Genomic DNA, 20091 nt, shown 5'->3' with positions numbered 1-20091 from the left:
TGCGATGTTTTTGCTCTAACAAATAAAAACCTTGAAGCATAAAAAGCCCCAAGGTTTTCTTCCTATTAACTTAATCTAATAATAGTTAAAGTAGCTCCTGGCGTTGCCGTAGATAATGTAGCGATTGTAACTAATCCAAATAACTGCAGACTAATAGCAGCTCCAGCAGGCAAATTAGCAATGATTGTTGCACTAAATGAACCAGTAGCAACTGTCGGAGCGTTTATCGTTCCCGCAAGCGGACTGCCATTTACAGTTATACGAGAACTTACAAGTAATCCTGCCGTTAGATTAATTGTATAAGCTATATAATAATTCCCTGCACTTGCAACTGTAAATACAGTATTCCCACCACTAACAGTTATTCCCGGTCCAATATTTTGATTGTTTGGTAACGGAATATTCGTGCCACCTAATAAAACGGAAATAGCGGTTCCAGATGTATTATTCGCAAATGCATACGTTGCAGTTGTACTAACTCCAGTCGCCCCAGTCGCTCCAGTGGCTCCAGCTCCGGTTGGACCTGTATCTCCAGTTGGACCTTGTGAACCTGTTGCTCCGGTTGCCCCTGTAGCTCCCGTTGGACCTTGAATTCCTTGCGGGCCTTGAATTCCTTGGGGACCTGTCGTTCCGGTTGCCCCTGTAGCTCCCGTTGGACCTTGAATTCCTTGCGGGCCTTGAATTCCTTGGGGACCTGTCGCTCCGGTTGCCCCTGTAGCTCCCGTTGGACCTTGAATTCCTTGCGGGCCTTGAATTCCTTGGGGACCTGTCGCTCCGGTTGCCCCTGTAGCTCCCGTTGGACCTTGAATTCCTTGCGGGCCTTGAATTCCTTGCGGGCCTTGAATTCCTTGGGGGCCTTGAATTCCTTGGAGACCTGTCGCTCCGGTTGCTCCTGTAGCTCCCGTTGGACCTTGAATTCCTTGCGGGCCTTGAATTCCTTGTGGGCCTTGTGGGCCGGTCGGACCTATGTCACCTTGCGGACCTTGGATTCCCTGTGGACCTTGTGCTCCTGTGGCCCCCGTCGCTCCTTGGATTCCTTGAGGGCCTTGTGGACCTTGAATTCCTTGTGGGCCAGTTGGACCTATGTCGCCTTGTGGGCCTTGAATTCCTTGTGGACCTTGTGCTCCTGTAGCCCCCGTTACTCCTTGGATTCCTTGGGGACCTTGAATACCCTGCGGACCGGTTGGACCTATCTCTCCTTGAACACCTTGTATTCCTTGCGGTCCCTGTAAACCCGTCACTCCGGTTGCTCCCGTTGCTCCTGTCGCTCCTGTCACTCCAGTTGCTCCTGTCGCCCCGGTATCTCCTGTTACTCCTGTCGCTCCGGTTGCTCCTGTCGGGCCAGGTGGTCCACCAGATGGACCTGTTACTCCCGCCGGACCTGATGGCCCCGTTGGGCCGGTCGGTCCGGCTGGTCCTCCAGATGGGCCTGTTACCCCTGTTGGACCGGTTACTCCTGTTGGGCCTGTAGTGCCTTCCCCTGTCGCTCCGGTTGCTCCCGTATCTCCTGTTGCCCCCGTCGGACCTTGTATTCCTTGAATCCCTTGTGGACCTTGCACTCCTTGGGCGCCCGTCGCTCCTTGAATTCCTTGCACTCCTTGCACTCCTTGGGGACCCATTGGACCGGTTGGACCTATCTCTCCTTGTACTCCTTGCACTCCTTGTGGGCCCTCTGGACCTGTTGCTCCTATTTCCCCTTGTATCCCTTGAATTCCAGTTGCTCCTTGTGCTCCAGTTGCTCCCGTTATCCCTTGCACACCTTGGATTCCCTGAATTCCTTGTGGACCTTGTGAGCCTGTTGCTCCTTGCACTCCTTGAATGCCTTGTATCCCCTGAGGACCCTCTGGACCCGTTGCTCCAACTGGCCCTTGAACACCTTGTATTCCTTGCGGACCCTGAAGTCCCTCTGGGCCTTCTGGACCGGTTGGACCTATCTCTCCTTGTATCCCTTGAATTCCAGTTGGACCTTGTGGCCCAGTCGGACCTACGTCACCTTGCGGACCTTGGATTCCCTGTGGGCCTTGTGCTCCCGTTCCCCCTGTCGCTCCTTGGATTCCTTGAGAACCTTGTGGGCCTTGAATTCCTTGTGGGCCGGTTGGACCTATGTCGCCTTGTGGGCCTTGAACCCCTTGCGGACCTTGATCTCCTGTGGCCCCCGTTACTCCTTGAATTCCTTGCGGACCTTGAACACCTTGGGGACCCGTCGGACCTATCTCTCCTTGCACTCCTTGGATTCCTTGCGGACCTTGTAAACCCGTCCCTCCGGTTGCTCCCGTTTCTCCCGTCGCTCCTGTCACTCCAGTTGAGCCTGTTGCCCCAGTATCTCCTGTTACTCCTGTCGCTCCAGTTGCTCCTGTTGGGCCAGGTGGTCCACCAGATGGACCTGTTACTCCCGCCGGACCTGATGGCCCCGTTGGGCCGGTCGGTCCGGCTGGTCCTCCAGATGGGCCTGTTATCCCTGTTGGACCTGTTACTCCTGTTGGGCCTGTAGTGCCTTCCCCTGTCGCACCTGTTGCTCCCGTATCTCCTGTTGCCCCAGTCGGACCTTGTATTCCTTGTATTCCTTGTGGACCTTGCACTCCTTGTGCGCCCGTCGCTCCTTGTATTCCTTGTACTCCTTGCACTCCTTGGGGGCCCATCGGACCGGTTGGACCAATCCCCCCTTGAGCACCTTGCACTCCTTGGGGCCCCTCTGGACCTGTTGCTCCTATTTCCCCTTGTATCCCTTGAATTCCAGTTGCTCCTTGTACTCCAGTTGCTCCCGTTATCCCCTGCACACCTTGTATTCCCTGAATTCCTTGTGGACCTTGTGGGCCTGTTACTCCTACAGGTCCTTGAATGCCTTGTATCCCCTGAGGACCCTCTGGACCCGTCGCTCCAACTGGCCCTGGCACACCTTGTATTCCTTGCGGGCCCTGAAGTCCCTCTGGGCCTTCTGGACCTGTCGGTCCTATATCACCCATCGGACCTTGTAGCCCTTGAACTCCCTGTGGGCCTGTTGCTCCTGATGGCCCTGGTACTCCTTGTATTCCTTGTGGACCTTGATCTCCTGTGGCCCCTGTTGCCCCTTGTGGCCCTATAGCCCCCTGTATACCTTGTGGACCTTGATCCCCTGTTGCTCCCGTTACTCCTTGAATACCCTGAACTCCTTGTATTCCTTGTTCACCAGTTACTCCCGTCGGACCAGGAATCCCTTGAATACCCTGCGGACCTTCTGGACCAGTTGGCCCAATTGGCCCTTGAATCCCTTGTATTCCTTGCAAGCCCTGTGCTCCCGTGCTTCCAGTCGGACCTGTACTTCCCGTCGCTCCTGTTACCCCCGTACTTCCTGTAGCCCCAGTATTTCCCGTTGCTCCTGTTGCTCCTGTACTTCCACTCGGTCCACCGCCCGGACCTGTCGCACCAGTTGGCCCCGTCGGACCAGGAGGTCCTCCTGACGGGCCAGTAATCCCTGTCGGACCTGTTACTCCAGTCGGACCTGTTATCCCCTGACCAGTCGCTCCGGTTGCCCCTGTATTTCCACTCGGCCCTTGTAGCCCTTGCATTCCTTGTGCCCCTTGTATTCCTTGTGGACCAGTTGCCCCAGGTAATCCTTGCACTCCTTGGATTCCTTGTGGTCCCTCTGGCCCGGTAGCTCCAATGGGCCCTTGTAATCCCTGTATACCTTGTATACCTTGTGCTCCTGTCGCTCCGGTTGGACCAGCTGGACCTTGCAATCCTTGCACTCCTTGAGGTCCTGTCGCTCCAGTTTCTCCCTGTGGTCCCCTTAATCCTTGTGGCCCCTGCTGTCCTTCTGGTCCCGTTGCACCTATTGACCCAACGGGTCCTTGAATTCCTTGTACTCCTTGAGGTCCTGTCGGGCCCATCTCTCCCATTGGACCTTGTAACCCCCTTGGCCCTTGAGGTCCTGTCGGGCCTTGTGGACCGGTTGGACCAGTAATCCCAATACCAGTAAATCCCGTTGGAACAGGAGGAAAGGTAGGTCCAATAAGATTTGGTGAGATTCTGAAATTAGAGTTTAATGAATTTTGTTTATCGCGCTCTTTCATACTTTCACCACCTACACACCATCTTTTTTACATTACAAACCTCTTCTTAATATGTATTTACAAAAATAATCTCAAAGACTATTTTTATTTTAAATAATAAAAACTCCCTTAATTCCTTAAGGGAGTCCAGCAACTGAATCCATATTATCTGTATTAGGGACAGCTTGTGCTATACCCGATGCATTTACACTTTGCCCCATATTTGTTCCTGTTACAGTACCAGCAGGGGTGCCTCTTGTATATGTTGTCGTCACCGAATCACCCGGCTGTAAACAAAGCTTCGTCTCCGTCCCTATTACTGTAACAACGTCAATCCAAGTACATCCCATTGAACCACTATACGATTTCGAAGCAGTAAATGACGTATCACTCAAATTATCACCTGTAAATATATTCCCAGTGTTATTCACAATAACAAACTCTTTTATATGTGCTGGCATACTAACACTCTACCTTTCCTTTACTAACCCAACGTACGTGTACTCGTTGATAATGGTGGAAGAAATACTGATGTTCGAATTACCGCTTCTGGCTGTCTTTTCCCATTTAAAAAAATAGCCGCACTTGACCCTCCAGCACCCGCATAAGCTTTCGATACAGCAAAAGGCGCGATATTATAACAGTCGCCAACATTAACGGCTCCTGTATTGTTAATAATTTTTACTTTACGCATATTAATCCCCATTTACCTATCCCCCTTTTGTACACTGTATGCAAAAGAAAAAAACTTGAAACAGACTCGTTTCAAGTTTTTTAAACTACTTATTTCGTTTCTCCTTCATATTGAAGCATGCCGCCTACCATGTTCACTGTTTTAAATCCTTGCTCATTTAAATAATGGCAGACATTTTCACTGCGCATTCCCGAACGACAAATAAAGATATATTCATTCTCTTTATCAAAGAAATCTACTTTATTTGGGATATCGCCCATTTTAATATGTACAGCTTCTGGAATTTTTCCTGCCGCTACTTCTTCATCTTCCCTTACGTCTACTAAAAATAACGTTTCTCCGTTTTCTAAACGCTCTTGCACTTCTTCTGTAGTAATTGTTTTAACTTCTGTCATATGTTGTTCCTCCTTATATACAATAAAACCTTTAGTTTTCTCTTTAAATAATCATTCCTCATCAATTTTAGCATGCGGAAGAAAGAACGCAAAGAATGGAAAATTTATTTCTCAATTTTCTCGCAAAACTTATTCTTTACAAACATAACCCTTGCATTGTATCCTCAATATACTTGTTTTATGAAAGGAGCCAATGAAAATGACACTTTTCCTTTTCATTATGGGCATCATTTTCTTAATCGCTGCAATTATTGCACTTAGTATGAAAAATAATAGAAAGATAAAATCACCACAAGAAATGTCATTCTTATTTCTATTGCTTAGTATCGCATTCTTCGGTATAGCAATTGCCACATATATTTTCCGCCTACAAATCATGTAATAAAAGGTGCCTACTACATACATTGCACCTTTTTCACATCATTTATTTTCTACACAAAACTAGACACTTTCCGATTTAAAAATTCATAAACTTTCTTTTCAAATAAATGAATATCAAATGCTCCCGCCATATGTCCATTTATACTTTCTATCTCATACACTTCCGCATACTTCCCTTGTTTTTGCAACATGTCTACCATTTTATAATTATAACGTGGCGGCTGAAGCAAATCTTGTTTACACGGAATCATAAGTACATTAGCTTCTATATTAGACAGTGCCTCTTCTAAAGACGAAAATCCATGCGCAATATCATGTAATAAAACTGCTTTCGCAGTATACATCCATGAATTTGCATCTACTAAAGCTATACTTCTATTTATCACTTTGTTAATTTCTTTCTCAAATGATGTTAATGCAGAAAATGTTTCATAAGGCTCTTTCTCTATACTATTACGAGGAAATGTCGTTTCGTAAAACTGCTCATCAAATGCGTTCATAAACATCATTCTATTCGCTAAATGAAGCCCCTTCATTGGCTGCTCTTCTCCATATTTTCCGCCATTCCAACTTGGATCCAGCTCGATAGCCTCAATTGCATTTTGCGCTACATTTACCGACGTAATAATTGGATTTTGCGGGTTCGTAATAACACCAATCATCCGCTCTACCATATGAGGATAATGAACAGCCCATTGCTGCGCAATCATCCCGCCAGCTGACGGTCCCATTACAGCATGTAGCCTTGCGATTCCCATATCTTTTATTAACTCATATTGCATACGAGCTACATCAAGAAATGTAAAAACCGGAAAGTCCATCGCATATTCATCTCCAGTTTTCGGATTAATCGATTTCGGTCCCGTTGTAATTACATAAGGGTTCTTCACCTGCACATTACAAAGATTATCAGTGCATATAACGAAGTATTTATTTGTATCAATTGCTTTTCCCGGTCCAATTAAACCATCCCACCAGCCAGACTCCTCATCATGCGCTGTATATTTTCCTGCTGCGTGACTAGTTGCACTAAAATAATGACAAACCAAAATCGCATTTGACCTTTCTCTATTTAAAGTACCATAAGTCTCATACCCCATTTGAACAGGAATTGTCCTACCATTTTCAAATGTAAACTCCTTTAAAATAAATTTCTCCTTTTTTACAATTTGCACAGACTCTCCCTCTTCTCGTCATAGTATGTACTGCTTACTAAAGGATTTTTTCTATGCAAACCAATCTCCTCCTTCTTTTCATAAATAAATGAATAATATACAAAATTAGCCACAAAATAGCACTATATTACACAATTAAAGAGGGCATACATATGATTTGGAATTGGCTACGTAAGAAAAAAAAATCAAATACAACAGAGAAAAATGAAGCAGATAACTCGGAGCAACACGCTAACAATCAAGAGGATGATAACAAAAAACTGACTAGAAGTATGAAGCATAATAAAGATAACAATGGCGAGCAAAAAAAAGAGGGACACAAGGAGTCTTCTCAAGGTCAGCAACAACATACTAAGCAAAATGAATCCAACCAGGATCAACAACAACGCTCTAAGCAAGATCATTCGGCTCAAGAGAAACAGCAACACTCTGAACAAGATGACCGTGATCAAAATAAACAACAACACGCTAAGCAAGACGAATCAAATCAGCGAGATAAGCAGCAAAATTCTAAACAAGACGAATCAAATCAGGGTAAACAGCAAGATTCTAAGCAAGGCGACTCAGATCAAGATAAACAACAAAACTCTAAACAAGACAACTCTGATCAAAGTAAACAACAAAACTCTAAACAAGACAACTCTGATCAAGGTAAACAGCAAAACTCTAAACAAGACAACTCTGATCAAAGTAAACAACAAAACTCTAAACAAGACAACTCTGATCAAGGTAAACAACAAAACTCTAAACAAGACAACTCTGATCAAGATAAACAGCAAAACTCTAAACAAAACAGCTCGGAGCAAGGGCAACAGCAACACTCTAAGCAAGACAACTCGGAGCAGAATCAACAACAACACTCTAAACAAAACAACTCAGATCAAGGGCAACAGCAGCAAAACTCTAAAGGTAATAGTATTTATGATTTTACGAAACCAGAAAAAGACCGTATCCATTCTCTACAAAATTTAATAGAGAAGCTGAAAAAGTCTAGTGATTTTGTGAATTATCATACATCCGACGACGAAACGATGCCTTATTGGATTTCTTACTATCGTCCTTCGCTTGATGGAGAGAAATTACAAAAATATTTAATGCCCACTCTTTTAGAACGACCTAATGCATCACTAGAAGAGCTGAAGGAACATATTCCGATGAGCGGCATTACAATTACGAACGATTTACAAAAAATTGAAGACATGGTTTTAAAAGGGCATGCGATTGTTCAAGTAAATCAACAAGATCAAAAATGTATGCTCGCAAATATTGCAATTGATAATTATCGTGCGCCAACTCCTCCTTTAAACGAATCGACTGTTATTGGTCCGCAAGAAGGTTTTGTAGAGGATATTGATACAAACATAAATTTAGTACGAAAACGTCTTCCTGTTTTAGATTTACAAACAAAAGAGATGATTATCGGTGAGTTTTCCAAAACAAAAGTTGTCATGATGTATTTAGACAACCTCGCTGAAAAAGATAATGTTGATTTTCTAGAGGAGTCTTTACGTGCTCTTGAATATGATCAAATTAATGATAGCGCTTATATACAAGAATTGATGGGAGAAAAATCGATTTTCCCTCTCTATATCAATACAGAACGCACTGATAGAGTTACAAAAGCACTAATCGATGGTAAAATCGCTATTTTTGTGGACGGTTCTCCAAGTGTTTTACTAACACCTGTATCCTATTTCGATTTTTTTATTTCACCAGAAGACTACAACGTCTCCTGGATGTACGCTACATTTTCAAGGATTTTAAGATTAATTGCCGTTCTATTTTCAATTTGTGCTACACCGTTATACGTTGCAGTTTTAAATTATCATTATGAACTCATTCCAAGTGATTTACTTGAAACTTTAATTTTATCAAGAGCACAAGTACCATTCCCGCCTTTAATTGAAGCACTCTTTTTAGAACTTGCAATCGACTTACTGAGGGAAGCTGGCGCGAGGTTACCGATGAAAGTTGGTCAAACGCTCGGTATTGTAGGCGGTATCGTAATCGGGCAAGCATCTGTACAAGCTGGTTTAACGAGTAATATTTTATTAATTATCGTTGCCTTATCAGCACTCGCTTCCTTTATTACACCTATTTATAAAATGGGTAATGCGGTTCGATTACTACGCTTCCCATTTCTCATATTTGCAGAAATAGGAGGACTTTTCGGGATTTCTCTTGGATTTATCTTCTTATTTACGCATCTATTTAGACTTACTTCTTTACGCAAGCCATACGCTTTGTTCTACCCAACAAGACAACAATCTGTTAAAGATTCTTGGATTCGTTTCCCTTTAACAATGATTGATACAAGAGATGTACAAGCAAGACCACAACATGTAAAAAAAGCAGCGAAAGGAATTTCAACAAAACATAGATCGGACTTTGATGATTAAGAAATGAGGTGCATTCGATGAGTAAAGTTCAAGAAAAATATCAAATATCTCCTATCTTCGTTTTCTTCTTAATTCACGGTGCACAGTTCGGTGCTGGCGTTCTCGGCTTCGCTCGAATCATCGCAAAGGCCGCTGGATACGACGGATGGATGGGCGTTCTAATCACAGGACTCTGTATCCATCTCCTTATATGGATGATGTATTTTTTATTAAAAGAAACAAATGGAAATTTAATTGATTTACAAAGGCAAACGTTTGGAAAGTGGATAGGGAATGTCTTTAATATCATCTTTGCAGCTTATTTTTTAATCGTCAGTATTTCGGTTATTCGAACGTATGTCGAAATTATTCAAGTATGGATGTTTCCTACCGCTTCCACCTTTATGTTAACACTCTTTTTGTGCTTAGTTAGCTATTACATTATCTCTTCTGGATTTCGTGTCATTACCGGTATTTGCGTCATCTCTGTTGGTGGTACATTAGGATATTTATTTCTAAGCTTATTCGTTTTGAAATATTCACATTGGGATAATTTACTACCTATATTCACACATTCTTTTTCAGACATTTTAAAATCCGCTCAACTGTCAATCTACAGTATGACCGGTTTTGAGATTTACCTCATGGTATATCCATTTGTGAAAAAGCCTATGCAATCTCATAAATACGCTCAGCTTGGAGCACTATTTTCAAATCTTCTATATTTATTTAGCACCCTTTTAGCCTTTGCATTTTTTAGTGAAAAACAATTGTTAAAAACGATATGGGCACAACTTTCTATGACCCAAGTCATTCAATTACCATTTATAGAAAGACTCGAATATATTGCAATTTCAGGCTATGCACTCGTTATTATTTCAAGTTTTATCCTCCCTTTATGGGCGTCAATGAGAGCAACTCACGAAATATTCCGTGTAAAACAAAGGGGTGTTTTAATCGCTTTTATCTTTATCACTCTCATTGTTTCACAACTTTTAACAAACAGACAAGATATTAATAACTTTATTAGTAATGTATCAAAGGTTAGTTTTTGGCTCATTTATGTATACATCCCAATTCTATTTATTATTGTGTGGGTGAAAAGAAAATGGAAAAAATCAAAAGCACAAGCAAATTAATACTTATTTCTTGTATAACATTATTCAGTCTAACTGGATGTTTACAAAAAAATATTATCGACGATGTACAGCTGATTCAAGGAACAGTTTTTGATGCAGCAAAAGATAATAAAGTAAAAGTAACATTCGTTTGTCCGGTTCAAAAAAAGGGAAATAAAGTTCAAGTTTTTGAAGGAACTGCAAATGCGGTAAAACAAGTAAAAGCAAACACATCTTTAGAGTCTTCTCAACCTTTTGCTAGTGGGCAAATGCGTGTCGCTCTATATACGATAAGACTTGCCAAAACAGGAATGTCTACTTCATTCGATACATTACTTCGAGATGTAAACATAGGGAACGCTTTATATGTTGGTTTATTAGAGGGGAATGGTACTGAACTTTTAAAAGGCAAATATTCGACTTCATACAACGTTGCAATTTATATAAAAAAGTTGTTAGAACATAATATGGAGACCGGTCCTTTACCAACAGATAATCTGCATGTAGGAGCATTCCGTTATTATCAAGAAGGGCAAGACTACTATATTCCCATTCTAAAGAAGCATGGTGATAAAATAAAAATCAACGGAATTGGTCTTTTTAAAAAGGATAAATATATCGGGAAAATCGCAGAAAAAGATATGTTCATCTTTAAAGGACTATTAGAGAAACATAAATTAGATTCACATGAATTCAAAACGGATTCCGCGTACGTAATGATTAATAATATTCGTTCTGTTCCAACTTACGATATAAAAATTAAAAACGGGAAGCCTTCTTTTTTCATTCACGTTCATCTTGATGCACGTATTCAAGAACTATCGAAGCAAATTAACTTAGAAAATAACAAGAACACAAAAAACATTGAAAAAAACATCCAAAAACAATTAGATAAACAAGCTGCTAAGTTAATTAAGCAACTTAAGTCTTTAGGCGTCGATCCTCTCGGGCTAGGTGCTAAATATAAGCAACATTATCGCCCATTCAAATTAGAAGAGTGGAGACAAATGTACAAAGATGTTCCGGTTACTATAAAATACACCGTAAATATTACAAATTCTGGTGTAATTGAATGAGAAATGATTGAACTCCTCTCTCCAGCATGATACAACGGAAAGAGGAGTTTTTATTTTAGATAGAGAGAGAAGATATTTATGGGGGAGCTTATGTCTAAAAAATTAGTAAAGCCTATTTTAAATGGTATTTTATTTCTCGGCGTCTTTTTATTTGCTCATACATACTTAAAAAATGTTTCCTTCACACGTTATTTACTTGTCGTTATACCAATGTTACTCGTTGGTATATTTGGCATCGATCTTATTTTATCCATTTTAATTAAGAAAGAAGAATAACAGGCGAGCATCTTATTTTCTATAAGATGTTCTTTTCATTTCATAATCACCTTATGTTACAATGAGATTCGGCACTAAGCGAGAAAGGATGAAACAACATGACAAACGAAAAAGGTCTAGATAAAGGGTACGAACTTGTTGCGAAAATGCATGAAGTATTCGGACATCCTGTGACAAATACTCCAACAAAATTAACAGAAGAACGCGCAAAAATCCGTGCGAGTTTTATGCAAGAAGAGCTAGAAGAATTTCTAGAAGCAACGACTGTTGAAGATCAATATGATGCACTAATTGACCTTATTTACTTTGCATTCGGAACGTTTGCCGAAATGGGCGTACGTCCTGATAAAGGATTCGAAATTGTAAATAATGCAAACATGGCAAAACTATTCCCTGATGGGAAACCAAGATTCCGCGAAGGCGACGGCAAAATTCTAAAACCTGAAGGCTGGCAAGCACCAGAACCACAACTTCGTGCTGAAATCGAACGTCAACGCCAAGAAGCTGAAAAAAACTGCTAGGATTTCCTAGCAGTTTTTTATTATGTCTTTTTTTCTGCCATTCATTAATGACCCACGTGTCCCGCGTGTCCTGCTGCTCCACTAATGCTAGCCGCTCCTGCTGCTGCCCCTGCTCCTCCTGCCCCAATTCCACCTGTCCAAGGAGAAGATTGTTGTTGTTGATACTGTTGATATTGTTGGTGTTGTTGGTGTTGTTGACCTTGATGACCTTGATGACCTTGTTGGCCATGATGACCGTGCTGACCTTGATGGTGATGCTGGCCATGGTGACCGTGCTGACCTTGATGGTGATGCTGGCCATGGTGACCGTGCTGACCTTGATGGTGATGCTGATGACTATGGTGACCGTGCTGACCTTGATGGTGATGCTGACTATGGTGACCGTGCTGGTGGCCTTGATGTGTTTGATAAAGAACAGCTTGCGGATGAATGTGGTGTTGACCGTGGTGATGTACTTGTTGTTGATGATGATGACCGTGTTGACCTTGGTGGTGGTGTACATGGTGGCCGTGTTGGCCTTGGTGATGATGATGACCATGATGACCGTGCTGACCTTGGTGATGGTGATGACCATGATGACCGTGCTGACCTTGGTGATGATGATGTACATGGTGGCCGTGTTGGCCTTGGTGATGTACATGATGACCATGAACAGTTTGCGGATAACCACCTACTCCTCCTGCCACAACACCTACTCCAGGTACAGGAAATCCTGTTTGTACTCCTCCAACGAAAGATGGGAATGTAGTTGGTACCCCTACTGGAATTCCTGTCTGTACGCCAGCTACTGATGTTGGAAAGCCTCCTGTTACTGTAGGCATTCCAGCCCCTGATGTCGAAAAGCCCCCCATTAATGTGGGCATTCCAGTTTGCATACCAGCTACCGATGTCGGAAAACCTCCTGCTCCTCCGCCCATCCAGCTCGGAATACCACCGTATCCTTGTTGGCCAGCTCCTCCCATTAACATCATTTGTTCATAACTATCCGAACCACCTCCGAAAAAACCATGTGGTGCATTATTGTCCATCCCTTTCATTCCTTTCACCTCTTCTACTCAATTTAGCCTACCTTTTTTATCATATTTCCTATAGAAAAATAGGTGTTTGTCTGTATGGGAATTCCGCTCTTTTATTTGTACGTAATAGAATAATTGAAAACTTACACTAAGGTAATCCAGAGATTATTTTCTACACAAAAAAAGCTCAGAGTATACATACTCTGAGCTTTTTTTTAGAATGAATTAGTTTGCAACAACGTTAACAAGTTTTCCAGGAACTACAATTACTTTACGAACTGTTTTCCCTTCAATTTGGTCTTGAATTGCTTCAAGTGCAAGTTGTTCCATTTCTTCTTTTGATGCGTCTTTACTCATTGTTAGTTTTGCGCGAACTTTACCCATAACTTGAACAACGATTTCAACTTCATCTTCTACAAGTTTAGACTCATCAAATGTTGGCCAGCTTGCATATGTGATTGTTTCATTGTATCCAAGTTTGCTCCATAGCTCTTCCCCGATGTGAGGTGCAACTGGTGCAATCATTTTTACGAAACCTTCTACATATTCTTTCGGAAGTGTTTCAGCTTTGTATGCATCATTGATGAATACCATCATTTGAGAAATCGCTGTGTTGAAGCGAAGCTCTGCATAGTCTTCTGTTACTTTCTTCACTGTTTGGTGGTAAGCTTTTTCAAGCTCTTTATTTGGTGCATCAGTAATTTTCTCACTTAATTCACCGTTATCTTGAACGAATAGACGCCATACGCGGTCTAGGAAACGACGAGCTCCGTCAAGACCATTTTCAGACCAAGCGATTGAAGCATCTAATGGTCCCATGAACATTTCGTATAGACGAAGTGTATCTGCACCGTGGCTTGCTACGATATCATCAGGGTTTACAACGTTACCTTTTGATTTACTCATTTTCTCGTTGTTTTCACCTAGAATCATACCTTGGTTGAATAATTGTTGGAACGGCTCTTTCGTTGGAACTACACCGATATCGTATAATACTTTATGCCAGAAACGAGCATATAGTAAGTGAAGTACAGCGTGCTCTGCTCCGCCGATATAAATATCAACTGGAAGCCATTGTTTTACTTTTTCAGGATCTACAAGTGCTTCGCTATTGTTTGGATCGATGTAACGTAGGTAGTACCAGCAGCTACCAGCCCATTGTGGCATTGTGTTCGTTTCACGACGACCTTTTTTACCAGTCTCAGGATCAACAACATTTACCCACTCGTCAATGTTAGCAAGTGGTGATTCACCTGTACCTGAAGGACGGATGTTGTCTGTTTTCGGAAGAACTAATGGTAATTCTTCTTCTTTTACAGCTGTCATTGTGCCATCTTCCCAGTGAATAACTGGAATTGGCTCACCCCAGTAACGTTGACGGCTGAATAACCAGTCACGTAGACGGTATGTTACTTTTTGATTTCCTGCGCTCGTTACTTCAAGCCATTCAATCATTTTTGCGATTGCTTCTTCTTTATTTAAACCATCAAGGAATGCTGAGTTTACGTGTGCACCATCACCTGTGTATGCTTCTTTCGTAATGTCTCCGCCTTTTACAACTTCCTTCATTGGAAGATTGAACGTTGATGCGAATTCATAGTCACGCTCATCATGAGCTGGAACTGCCATTACAGCACCTGTTCCGTAAGTTGCAAGAACGTAATCAGCGATCCAGATTGGTAATTTCTCACCATTTACTGGGTTAACTGCGTAAGCACCAGTGAATACACCAGTTTTCTCTTTCGCAAGTTCTGTACGCTCTAAATCACTCTTCATTTTTACTGAATTAATGTAAGCTTCTACAGCTTCTTTTTGTTCAGCAGTTGTAATATCAGCAACAAGTGCATGTTCCGGAGCAAGTACACAGTAGCTTGCACCGAATAGTGTATCAGGACGCGTTGTGAAAACTGTGAACTTCTCGTCTGTACCGTCGATGTTGAAGTGTACTTCTGCACCTTCAGAACGACCGATCCAGTTACGTTGCATATCTTTTAAGCTTTCTGGCCAATCAAGCTCATCTAGATCTTCTAATAGACGATCTCCGTAAGCTGTAATTTTTAACATCCACTGTCTCATCGGACGACGCTCAACTGGATGTCCACCGCGCTCACTCTTACCGTCAATGATTTCTTCGTTTGCAAGTACTGTACCAAGTGCTGGGCACCAGTTTACAGGTACTTCATCAACGTAAGCTAAGCCTTTTTCAAATAGTTTTAGGAAGATCCATTGTGTCCACTTGTAGTAGTTTGGATCTGTTGTATTTACTTCACGGTCCCAATCGTAAGAGAAACCTAATGATTTAATTTGGTTACGGAATGTATTAATATTATGCTCTGTAAATTCAGCTGGGCTGTTTCCAGTATCAAGTGCATATTGCTCTGCTGGAAGACCGAATGCATCCCATCCCATTGGATGAAGAACGTTATATCCTTGCATACGCTTCATACGAGATAAAATATCTGTTGCTGTATAACCTTCCGGATGTCCTACGTGTAAGCCTGCACCTGATGGATATGGGAACATATCTAGTGCATAAAATTTTGGTTTTTCTGTCTCATCTGGCGTACGGAATGTTTTATTCTCTTCCCAGTACCCTTGCCACTTCTTCTCAATTTCTTGATGATTAAAGCTCATGAGATACCCTCCTTGAAATTCTATTTATTTTCACCGCCCAAAATACAAAAAACCTCTCATCCCTAGAAAGGGACGAGAGGTTATAGATTCCCGCGGTACCACCCTAAATTAATGTACAAATATACATTCGCTTAGATCCGTAACGTGGATTAACGGCAATTGCTACTATTAGTTTCACAACTGCAACTCAAAGGCGAGTTCATAACGAAACGTGGATTGACTTGCACCGACCGTCAACTCTCTAAACCAGCTTCTATTACTACTACTCCTTCTCACTGTTATTACAAATATGAGTTAAGTGAACTACCCTTCGCTTAGAATCTCTTAAGAGCTTGCTTAAAGCGGGGCTTCTCGGTTAATCGTTACTATGAATAACTAACGAATTCGTCTTACGACAGCCGAGCTATCTCCCTTGTTCCAAAGGTTGTTTTATTTAAATATATTCTAAAACATGTGAACATGTTCCGTCAAACTAAACTGCAATTTTTTCTTCAACTGTTTCTTCTACTTTTACTCGTTTATCATAAATGCTCGTTGCGATAAGCGCTACTACAAGCATTACCATGATTGCTATAAACAATACTTCCATATTATATAAATCAACAATTGCTCCGCCAACGACCGGTCCGAACATTTTCCCTACAGTCGCCGCACTATTTACAACACCTTGATAAAACCCTAACTTATCTTTTGGCGCAAGTATATTTGCAATCGTTGGAACTGCTGGCCATACGAATAACTCACCAATTGTTAATGTTACCATCGCAACAAGGAACATCGTAAATTGCTGCGCTTGACTTAATACAATAAATGAAGCCGCAAAAATGATGATTCCGATCATAATTTGTTGTTTTAAAGAACGCTTCATCCAGCGAATTAGCATACTAACTAGCGGCTGCGCACAAACGATCATCGCTCCGTTTATCGTCCATAATAAACTATAGTGACGAAGGCTAATGTTTAATTCTTGCATATGTGTTGCAATCGCCCCTTGCCACTGTACGTATGTAACCCAGCATAAAGCATATGCTACACATACGATAAGAAGTGCTTTGAATCCAGGTGTAAGCGACCAACCTTTTTTCGTTTCCACTTCTTTTGGTACTCCTGGCTCTTTCTTGTCTTCCATACCACGGAATCCAATAAAAGCAATTAAGAAGAAAACAAAGTATAAAATAAAGTTCGCTAAGAAAATATAATCAAAACGATACGATGCAACTAATCCACCACACGCTGTTCCAATCGCAATACCAACGTTTTGTCCAACATACATCGCATTAAATGCTCGTCTTCCGCCCTCTGGCCAAACCGTACCAACCATCGCATACATCGATGGGAAGACCATTCCAGAACCAAAACCGATTAACGCTAGCCACACAACGTATAAAGGCCAACCGTGGAAGAACACAAGACCTAAAATCGATACGAGTGTAATCACAATCCCTACTAAAGTTGATTTATAACCGCCCCATTTATCAAATAAAACACCGCCGAGCAAGTTTCCGATTACACCAGTAAGCGAGTTGATCATTAATACCATTCCGGCCACAGATAAAGATTTTCCTAGGTGATCATGCAAATAAATTGTATTAAAAGGCCATAAAAAAGAAGCACCCGTGACATTAATAATCATCCCAGCTACTAATAGCCATACTTTCCTTGGCATAGTCTCCCCTCCTATTCTATTTTTTCGTTCATCTATAACAGTAAAATTGTAGTCGTTTTTAAATAGGAAGGCAACTGATTAATAGTTGATGAAATTCAGATAATGGTTTGTCGGTAAATGAAATTATATTGATTGGTGTTTGAAAATATATCGGCGATTATTAAGATATAACGACGATTCTCGAAATATATCAGCGATTATTAAAATATATCGACTTACCGACAAAAAGCGACAGCAGTAACAATTAAAAAAAGAGGAGATTACATGAAGTTCATGCAGCCTCCCCTTATTTATACTATCCAACTTCCTTTTCTCGCTTTGCACGTTCTTTCGCACTCCATTTAAACACCTTATCTAGTAGCGAGTATATTCTCCCAGACTCTTTCGTTAATAACGGTCCTAACGATGCCAATATTAAAACATATAAAGCAGAGAACGGTTTAATCGCTGCCATTAAGCCACCGGCAATGCCGATATTCGCTACAATAATAGAAAATTCCCCGCGTGATACGAGTGTTAAACCTATATTCGCAGAAACCTTATGGGATAACCCGGCTTTACGTCCTGCAATCATTCCAGCAGTAAAATTGCCGATTAGAGTAATGAAAACTGCTCCTAATGCCAACCAGACTGCTCCTCCAAGCGAAAACGGATCTATGCTTAAACCGAAGCTGAAAAAGAATATGGCTCCAAAGAAATCACGGAATGGGACGACGAGCTTCTCAATTCGATCGCTATGCTCTGTTTCAGAAAAGACGAGTCCTAACAATAACGCTCCAATTGCCTCAGCAACATGAATCGTTTCTGAAAACCCTGCTACGAAGAATAAAATAGCGAATATTACGATAATAAAAATTTCATTTGAGGAAATATCTAATATTTTATTTAAGAACGGCGTAGCTTTTCTAGCGATTACAAAGAATAGTAGCATATACCCTACTGCGATTAACACCGATGTAAGAGCACCTACAAATGATGTGGCACCACCGAGTACTAACCCTGAAACGACTGATAAATATACAGCTAAAAAAATATCATCAAACATGATGATTCCTAATATTAATTCTGTCTCTTTATTACCAGATCTTCTTAAATCAACAATTACTTTTGCAACAATTGCACTCGATGAAATTGTAATGATTCCAGCAATAATTAACGTCTCTAATAAGGGGAAGCCCATCACATAGCCATAAAGCAAACCTAATATGAAATTAAGTGATATGTGGACAGTCCCACCGAAAGCAATTGATTTTCCTGATTTAATTAATTTTTTTATTGAGAATTCTAAGCCTAAATAGAATAGGAGGAATATGACGCCAACACGGCCGAGGAAGGAAATAACTTCTCCGCTTTCAATAAACCTTAAATCGATAAGTCCTAAATCGGGGGCATGAGGCCCCACTAACATACCGAGTATAATGAGAAACGGAATAATCGAGAACTTTAACTTCGCAGCGAGGATAGCTGCAAAAGCTACTAATACTAACGCAGTTCCAACTTCAAAGATTAAAGTATCCATCGATTATGAATCACCTCCTGATGAAAGCAATTCATTAATAATTCTTTTCACTTCATGTCTTTCACCCGATAACACGAGCATATCGCCAGCTTCAATAATAGAGTCTGGACCTGGATTAAAGAATTTCTTCATATTCTTTTTTAAAATAGCAATAATCGTTACGTTATATGTTTTTCTGACATGTAAGCTACCAATTGTTTTTTGTACGACTGGTGCATGATTTTCCACCTTAAACCATTCAATTGATAATCCTTCAAAAGCCATCTCAATCGTGTCTAACGCTTGTGGTCTATATACCATTCCGCCTAATATAGCCGCAATTTGTCTCGCTTCAGAATCACGAAGAGAAATGCTTGAAATACTCTCATCATGATCCGCATCAAAATGATACATTTCTCTTCGGCCATCATCATGAATAACGATAACCATTTTTTCATTACCTTTTGTTATAACTTCAAATTTACATCCAATGCCCGGTAATTCACTTTCTCTAATATTCATAATTTCCGCCTCCTAAAGTTTTTAGTTACGGCTTTTACAAATCTACATCAATCTCTGTTTTAAATTCTTCATCTTTTGAGATTCCCAAATACTTTAATGTCTCTGACGGTGTCGCGTGATGGAAATGCTTTTGCAATAGCGCAATTGCTATTCCCCTTTTGTACGCGTGAAATCCAAATGTTTTTCTCATTGAGTTCGTTCCAATTTTTCCAACAATCCCAACCGCTTCAGCAGCATTATGAATTACACGATACGCTTGTTGACGCGTAATTGAATTTTTCGTTTTATTAGATTGAAATACGTAGTTTTCTCTTTTCACATCAATAGATTGTACGTACTCTAAAAGTGCTTCTTTTACTTTTGTATTTAAATAAATATCTTGTTTAAACTTTTCATCTTTCACAGGAAGAGAATAAAACTCTTTAACAGTTCCATCTTCATTTAATATCTCTTCAAATTTCATACTAAGTAGCTCAGTAATCTTTAATCCAGTGTTAATTCCAATAACAAATAAAAGATAATCTCGCTGAGAGTGCTCTTTTAAATACTTTTTCATAGCCTCAATTTGGCTTATATCTTTTAATGCCTCTACAACTTCCATACATGTATTCTCCTCATCTTATGAACGGTAATTTTCTCATCATGTTGTCCATTTTACCTTATCAGGCTATGAGATTTCCATGTATTATCCATTATTTTTACAATATACTTTT

17 protein-coding genes and 1 other annotated feature are annotated in these 20091 nt (G+C 41.0%); of the genes, 6 read left to right on the top strand and 11 right to left on the bottom strand.

Features of this window, described 5'->3' with window-relative positions; genetic code table 11:
• Positions 1–65 precede the first annotated feature (65 nt).
• The 4 genes from ACTFRS_RS11815 to ACTFRS_RS11800 all read right to left on the bottom strand — a co-directional run bounded on the left by ACTFRS_RS11815 (position 66) and on the right by ACTFRS_RS11800 (position 5117).
• Positions 66–4049: a BclA-related collagen-like exosporium protein gene (locus ACTFRS_RS11815; protein ID WP_440048713.1), complete on the bottom strand. Its 3984-nt coding sequence runs from the start codon at positions 4047–4049 to the stop codon at positions 66–68.
• Between the two features lie 116 nt (positions 4050–4165).
• The gene (locus ACTFRS_RS11810; protein ID WP_001110853.1) at positions 4166–4489 is read right to left on the bottom strand and encodes a hypothetical protein; all 324 of its coding nucleotides are present in this window, start codon (positions 4487–4489) and stop codon (positions 4166–4168) included.
• Between the two features lie 23 nt (positions 4490–4512).
• A complete protein-coding gene (locus ACTFRS_RS11805) occupies positions 4513–4734 on the bottom strand; it encodes a spore germination protein (RefSeq protein WP_139866396.1) in 222 nt (73 codons plus the stop codon).
• A 77-nt stretch (positions 4735–4811) separates the two neighbouring features.
• Positions 4812–5117, bottom strand: a complete 306-nt coding sequence (locus tag ACTFRS_RS11800) for a rhodanese-like domain-containing protein (protein ID WP_000141212.1) — start codon at positions 5115–5117, stop codon at positions 4812–4814.
• Between the two features lie 199 nt (positions 5118–5316).
• Between ACTFRS_RS11800 and ACTFRS_RS11795 the strand changes: the two genes are divergently transcribed.
• Entirely contained in the window at positions 5317–5499 is a 183-nt protein-coding gene (locus ACTFRS_RS11795) for a hypothetical protein (RefSeq protein WP_000171883.1), read from the top strand.
• A gap of 49 nt (positions 5500–5548) precedes the next feature.
• On the opposite strand, the gene ACTFRS_RS11790 is transcribed toward ACTFRS_RS11795, so the two are convergent.
• On the bottom strand, positions 5549–6673 hold the full coding sequence (locus tag ACTFRS_RS11790; protein ID WP_431085399.1) for an alpha/beta fold hydrolase: 1125 nt from the start codon (positions 6671–6673) through the stop codon (positions 5549–5551).
• Positions 6674–6825: 152 nt separating this feature from the next.
• Between ACTFRS_RS11790 and ACTFRS_RS11785 the strand changes: the two genes are divergently transcribed.
• The 5 genes from ACTFRS_RS11785 to ACTFRS_RS11765 all read left to right on the top strand — a co-directional run bounded on the left by ACTFRS_RS11785 (position 6826) and on the right by ACTFRS_RS11765 (position 12042).
• On the top strand, positions 6826–9072 hold the full coding sequence (locus ACTFRS_RS11785; protein WP_440025340.1) for a spore germination protein: 2247 nt from the start codon (positions 6826–6828) through the stop codon (positions 9070–9072).
• Positions 9073–9089: 17 nt separating this feature from the next.
• Positions 9090–10190 (top strand): spore germination protein, encoded by a 1101-nt coding sequence (locus ACTFRS_RS11780; RefSeq protein WP_087954045.1) that lies wholly within the window; start codon positions 9090–9092, stop codon positions 10188–10190.
• Positions 10160–11245 (top strand): spore germination protein GerHC, encoded by a 1086-nt coding sequence (gene gerHC / locus ACTFRS_RS11775; RefSeq protein ID WP_440025343.1) that lies wholly within the window; start codon positions 10160–10162, stop codon positions 11243–11245. Before ACTFRS_RS11780 ends, gerHC begins: the two co-directional genes overlap by 31 nt.
• Before the next feature lie 90 nt (positions 11246–11335).
• A complete protein-coding gene (locus ACTFRS_RS11770; protein WP_000038779.1) occupies positions 11336–11521 on the top strand; it encodes a hypothetical protein in 186 nt (61 codons plus the stop codon).
• Positions 11522–11619: 98 nt separating this feature from the next.
• Positions 11620–12042 (top strand): hypothetical protein, encoded by a 423-nt coding sequence (locus ACTFRS_RS11765; RefSeq protein WP_000180554.1) that lies wholly within the window; start codon positions 11620–11622, stop codon positions 12040–12042.
• Positions 12043–12086: 44 nt separating this feature from the next.
• On the opposite strand, the gene ACTFRS_RS11760 is transcribed toward ACTFRS_RS11765, so the two are convergent.
• The 6 genes from ACTFRS_RS11760 to ACTFRS_RS11735 all read right to left on the bottom strand — a co-directional run bounded on the left by ACTFRS_RS11760 (position 12087) and on the right by ACTFRS_RS11735 (position 19979).
• Complete coding sequence (locus tag ACTFRS_RS11760) at positions 12087–13079, bottom strand: hypothetical protein (RefSeq protein WP_440025345.1); 993 nt, start codon at positions 13077–13079, stop codon at positions 12087–12089.
• 204 nt (positions 13080–13283) lie between these two features.
• On the bottom strand, positions 13284–15692 hold the full coding sequence (gene leuS, locus ACTFRS_RS11755; protein ID WP_139869805.1) for a leucine--tRNA ligase: 2409 nt from the start codon (positions 15690–15692) through the stop codon (positions 13284–13286).
• 65 nt (positions 15693–15757) lie between these two features.
• Positions 15758–15977 (bottom strand) — a binding site (T-box leader).
• 187 nt (positions 15978–16164) lie between these two features.
• On the bottom strand, positions 16165–17358 hold the full coding sequence (locus ACTFRS_RS11750) for an MDR family MFS transporter (RefSeq protein ID WP_242270060.1): 1194 nt from the start codon (positions 17356–17358) through the stop codon (positions 16165–16167).
• 295 nt (positions 17359–17653) lie between these two features.
• Positions 17654–18877, bottom strand: a complete 1224-nt coding sequence (locus tag ACTFRS_RS11745) for a cation:proton antiporter (RefSeq protein WP_440025347.1) — start codon at positions 18875–18877, stop codon at positions 17654–17656.
• Positions 18878–18880: 3 nt separating this feature from the next.
• Positions 18881–19378: a cation:proton antiporter regulatory subunit gene (locus ACTFRS_RS11740; protein WP_001026046.1), complete on the bottom strand. Its 498-nt coding sequence runs from the start codon at positions 19376–19378 to the stop codon at positions 18881–18883.
• A 34-nt stretch (positions 19379–19412) separates the two neighbouring features.
• A complete protein-coding gene (locus ACTFRS_RS11735; RefSeq protein WP_000454214.1) occupies positions 19413–19979 on the bottom strand; it encodes a tyrosine-type recombinase/integrase in 567 nt (188 codons plus the stop codon).
• Positions 19980–20091: the final 112 nt, after the last annotated feature.

Origin of the sequence: Bacillus cereus group sp. MYBK139-1, from assembly GCF_051916915.1 — a bacterium.
In the GTDB taxonomy this organism is placed as follows: domain Bacteria; phylum Bacillota; class Bacilli; order Bacillales; family Bacillaceae_G; genus Bacillus_A; species Bacillus_A pacificus.
Note: the sequence above shows the minus strand (reverse complement) of the source record. Positions and strands in the feature narration are given on the sequence as shown.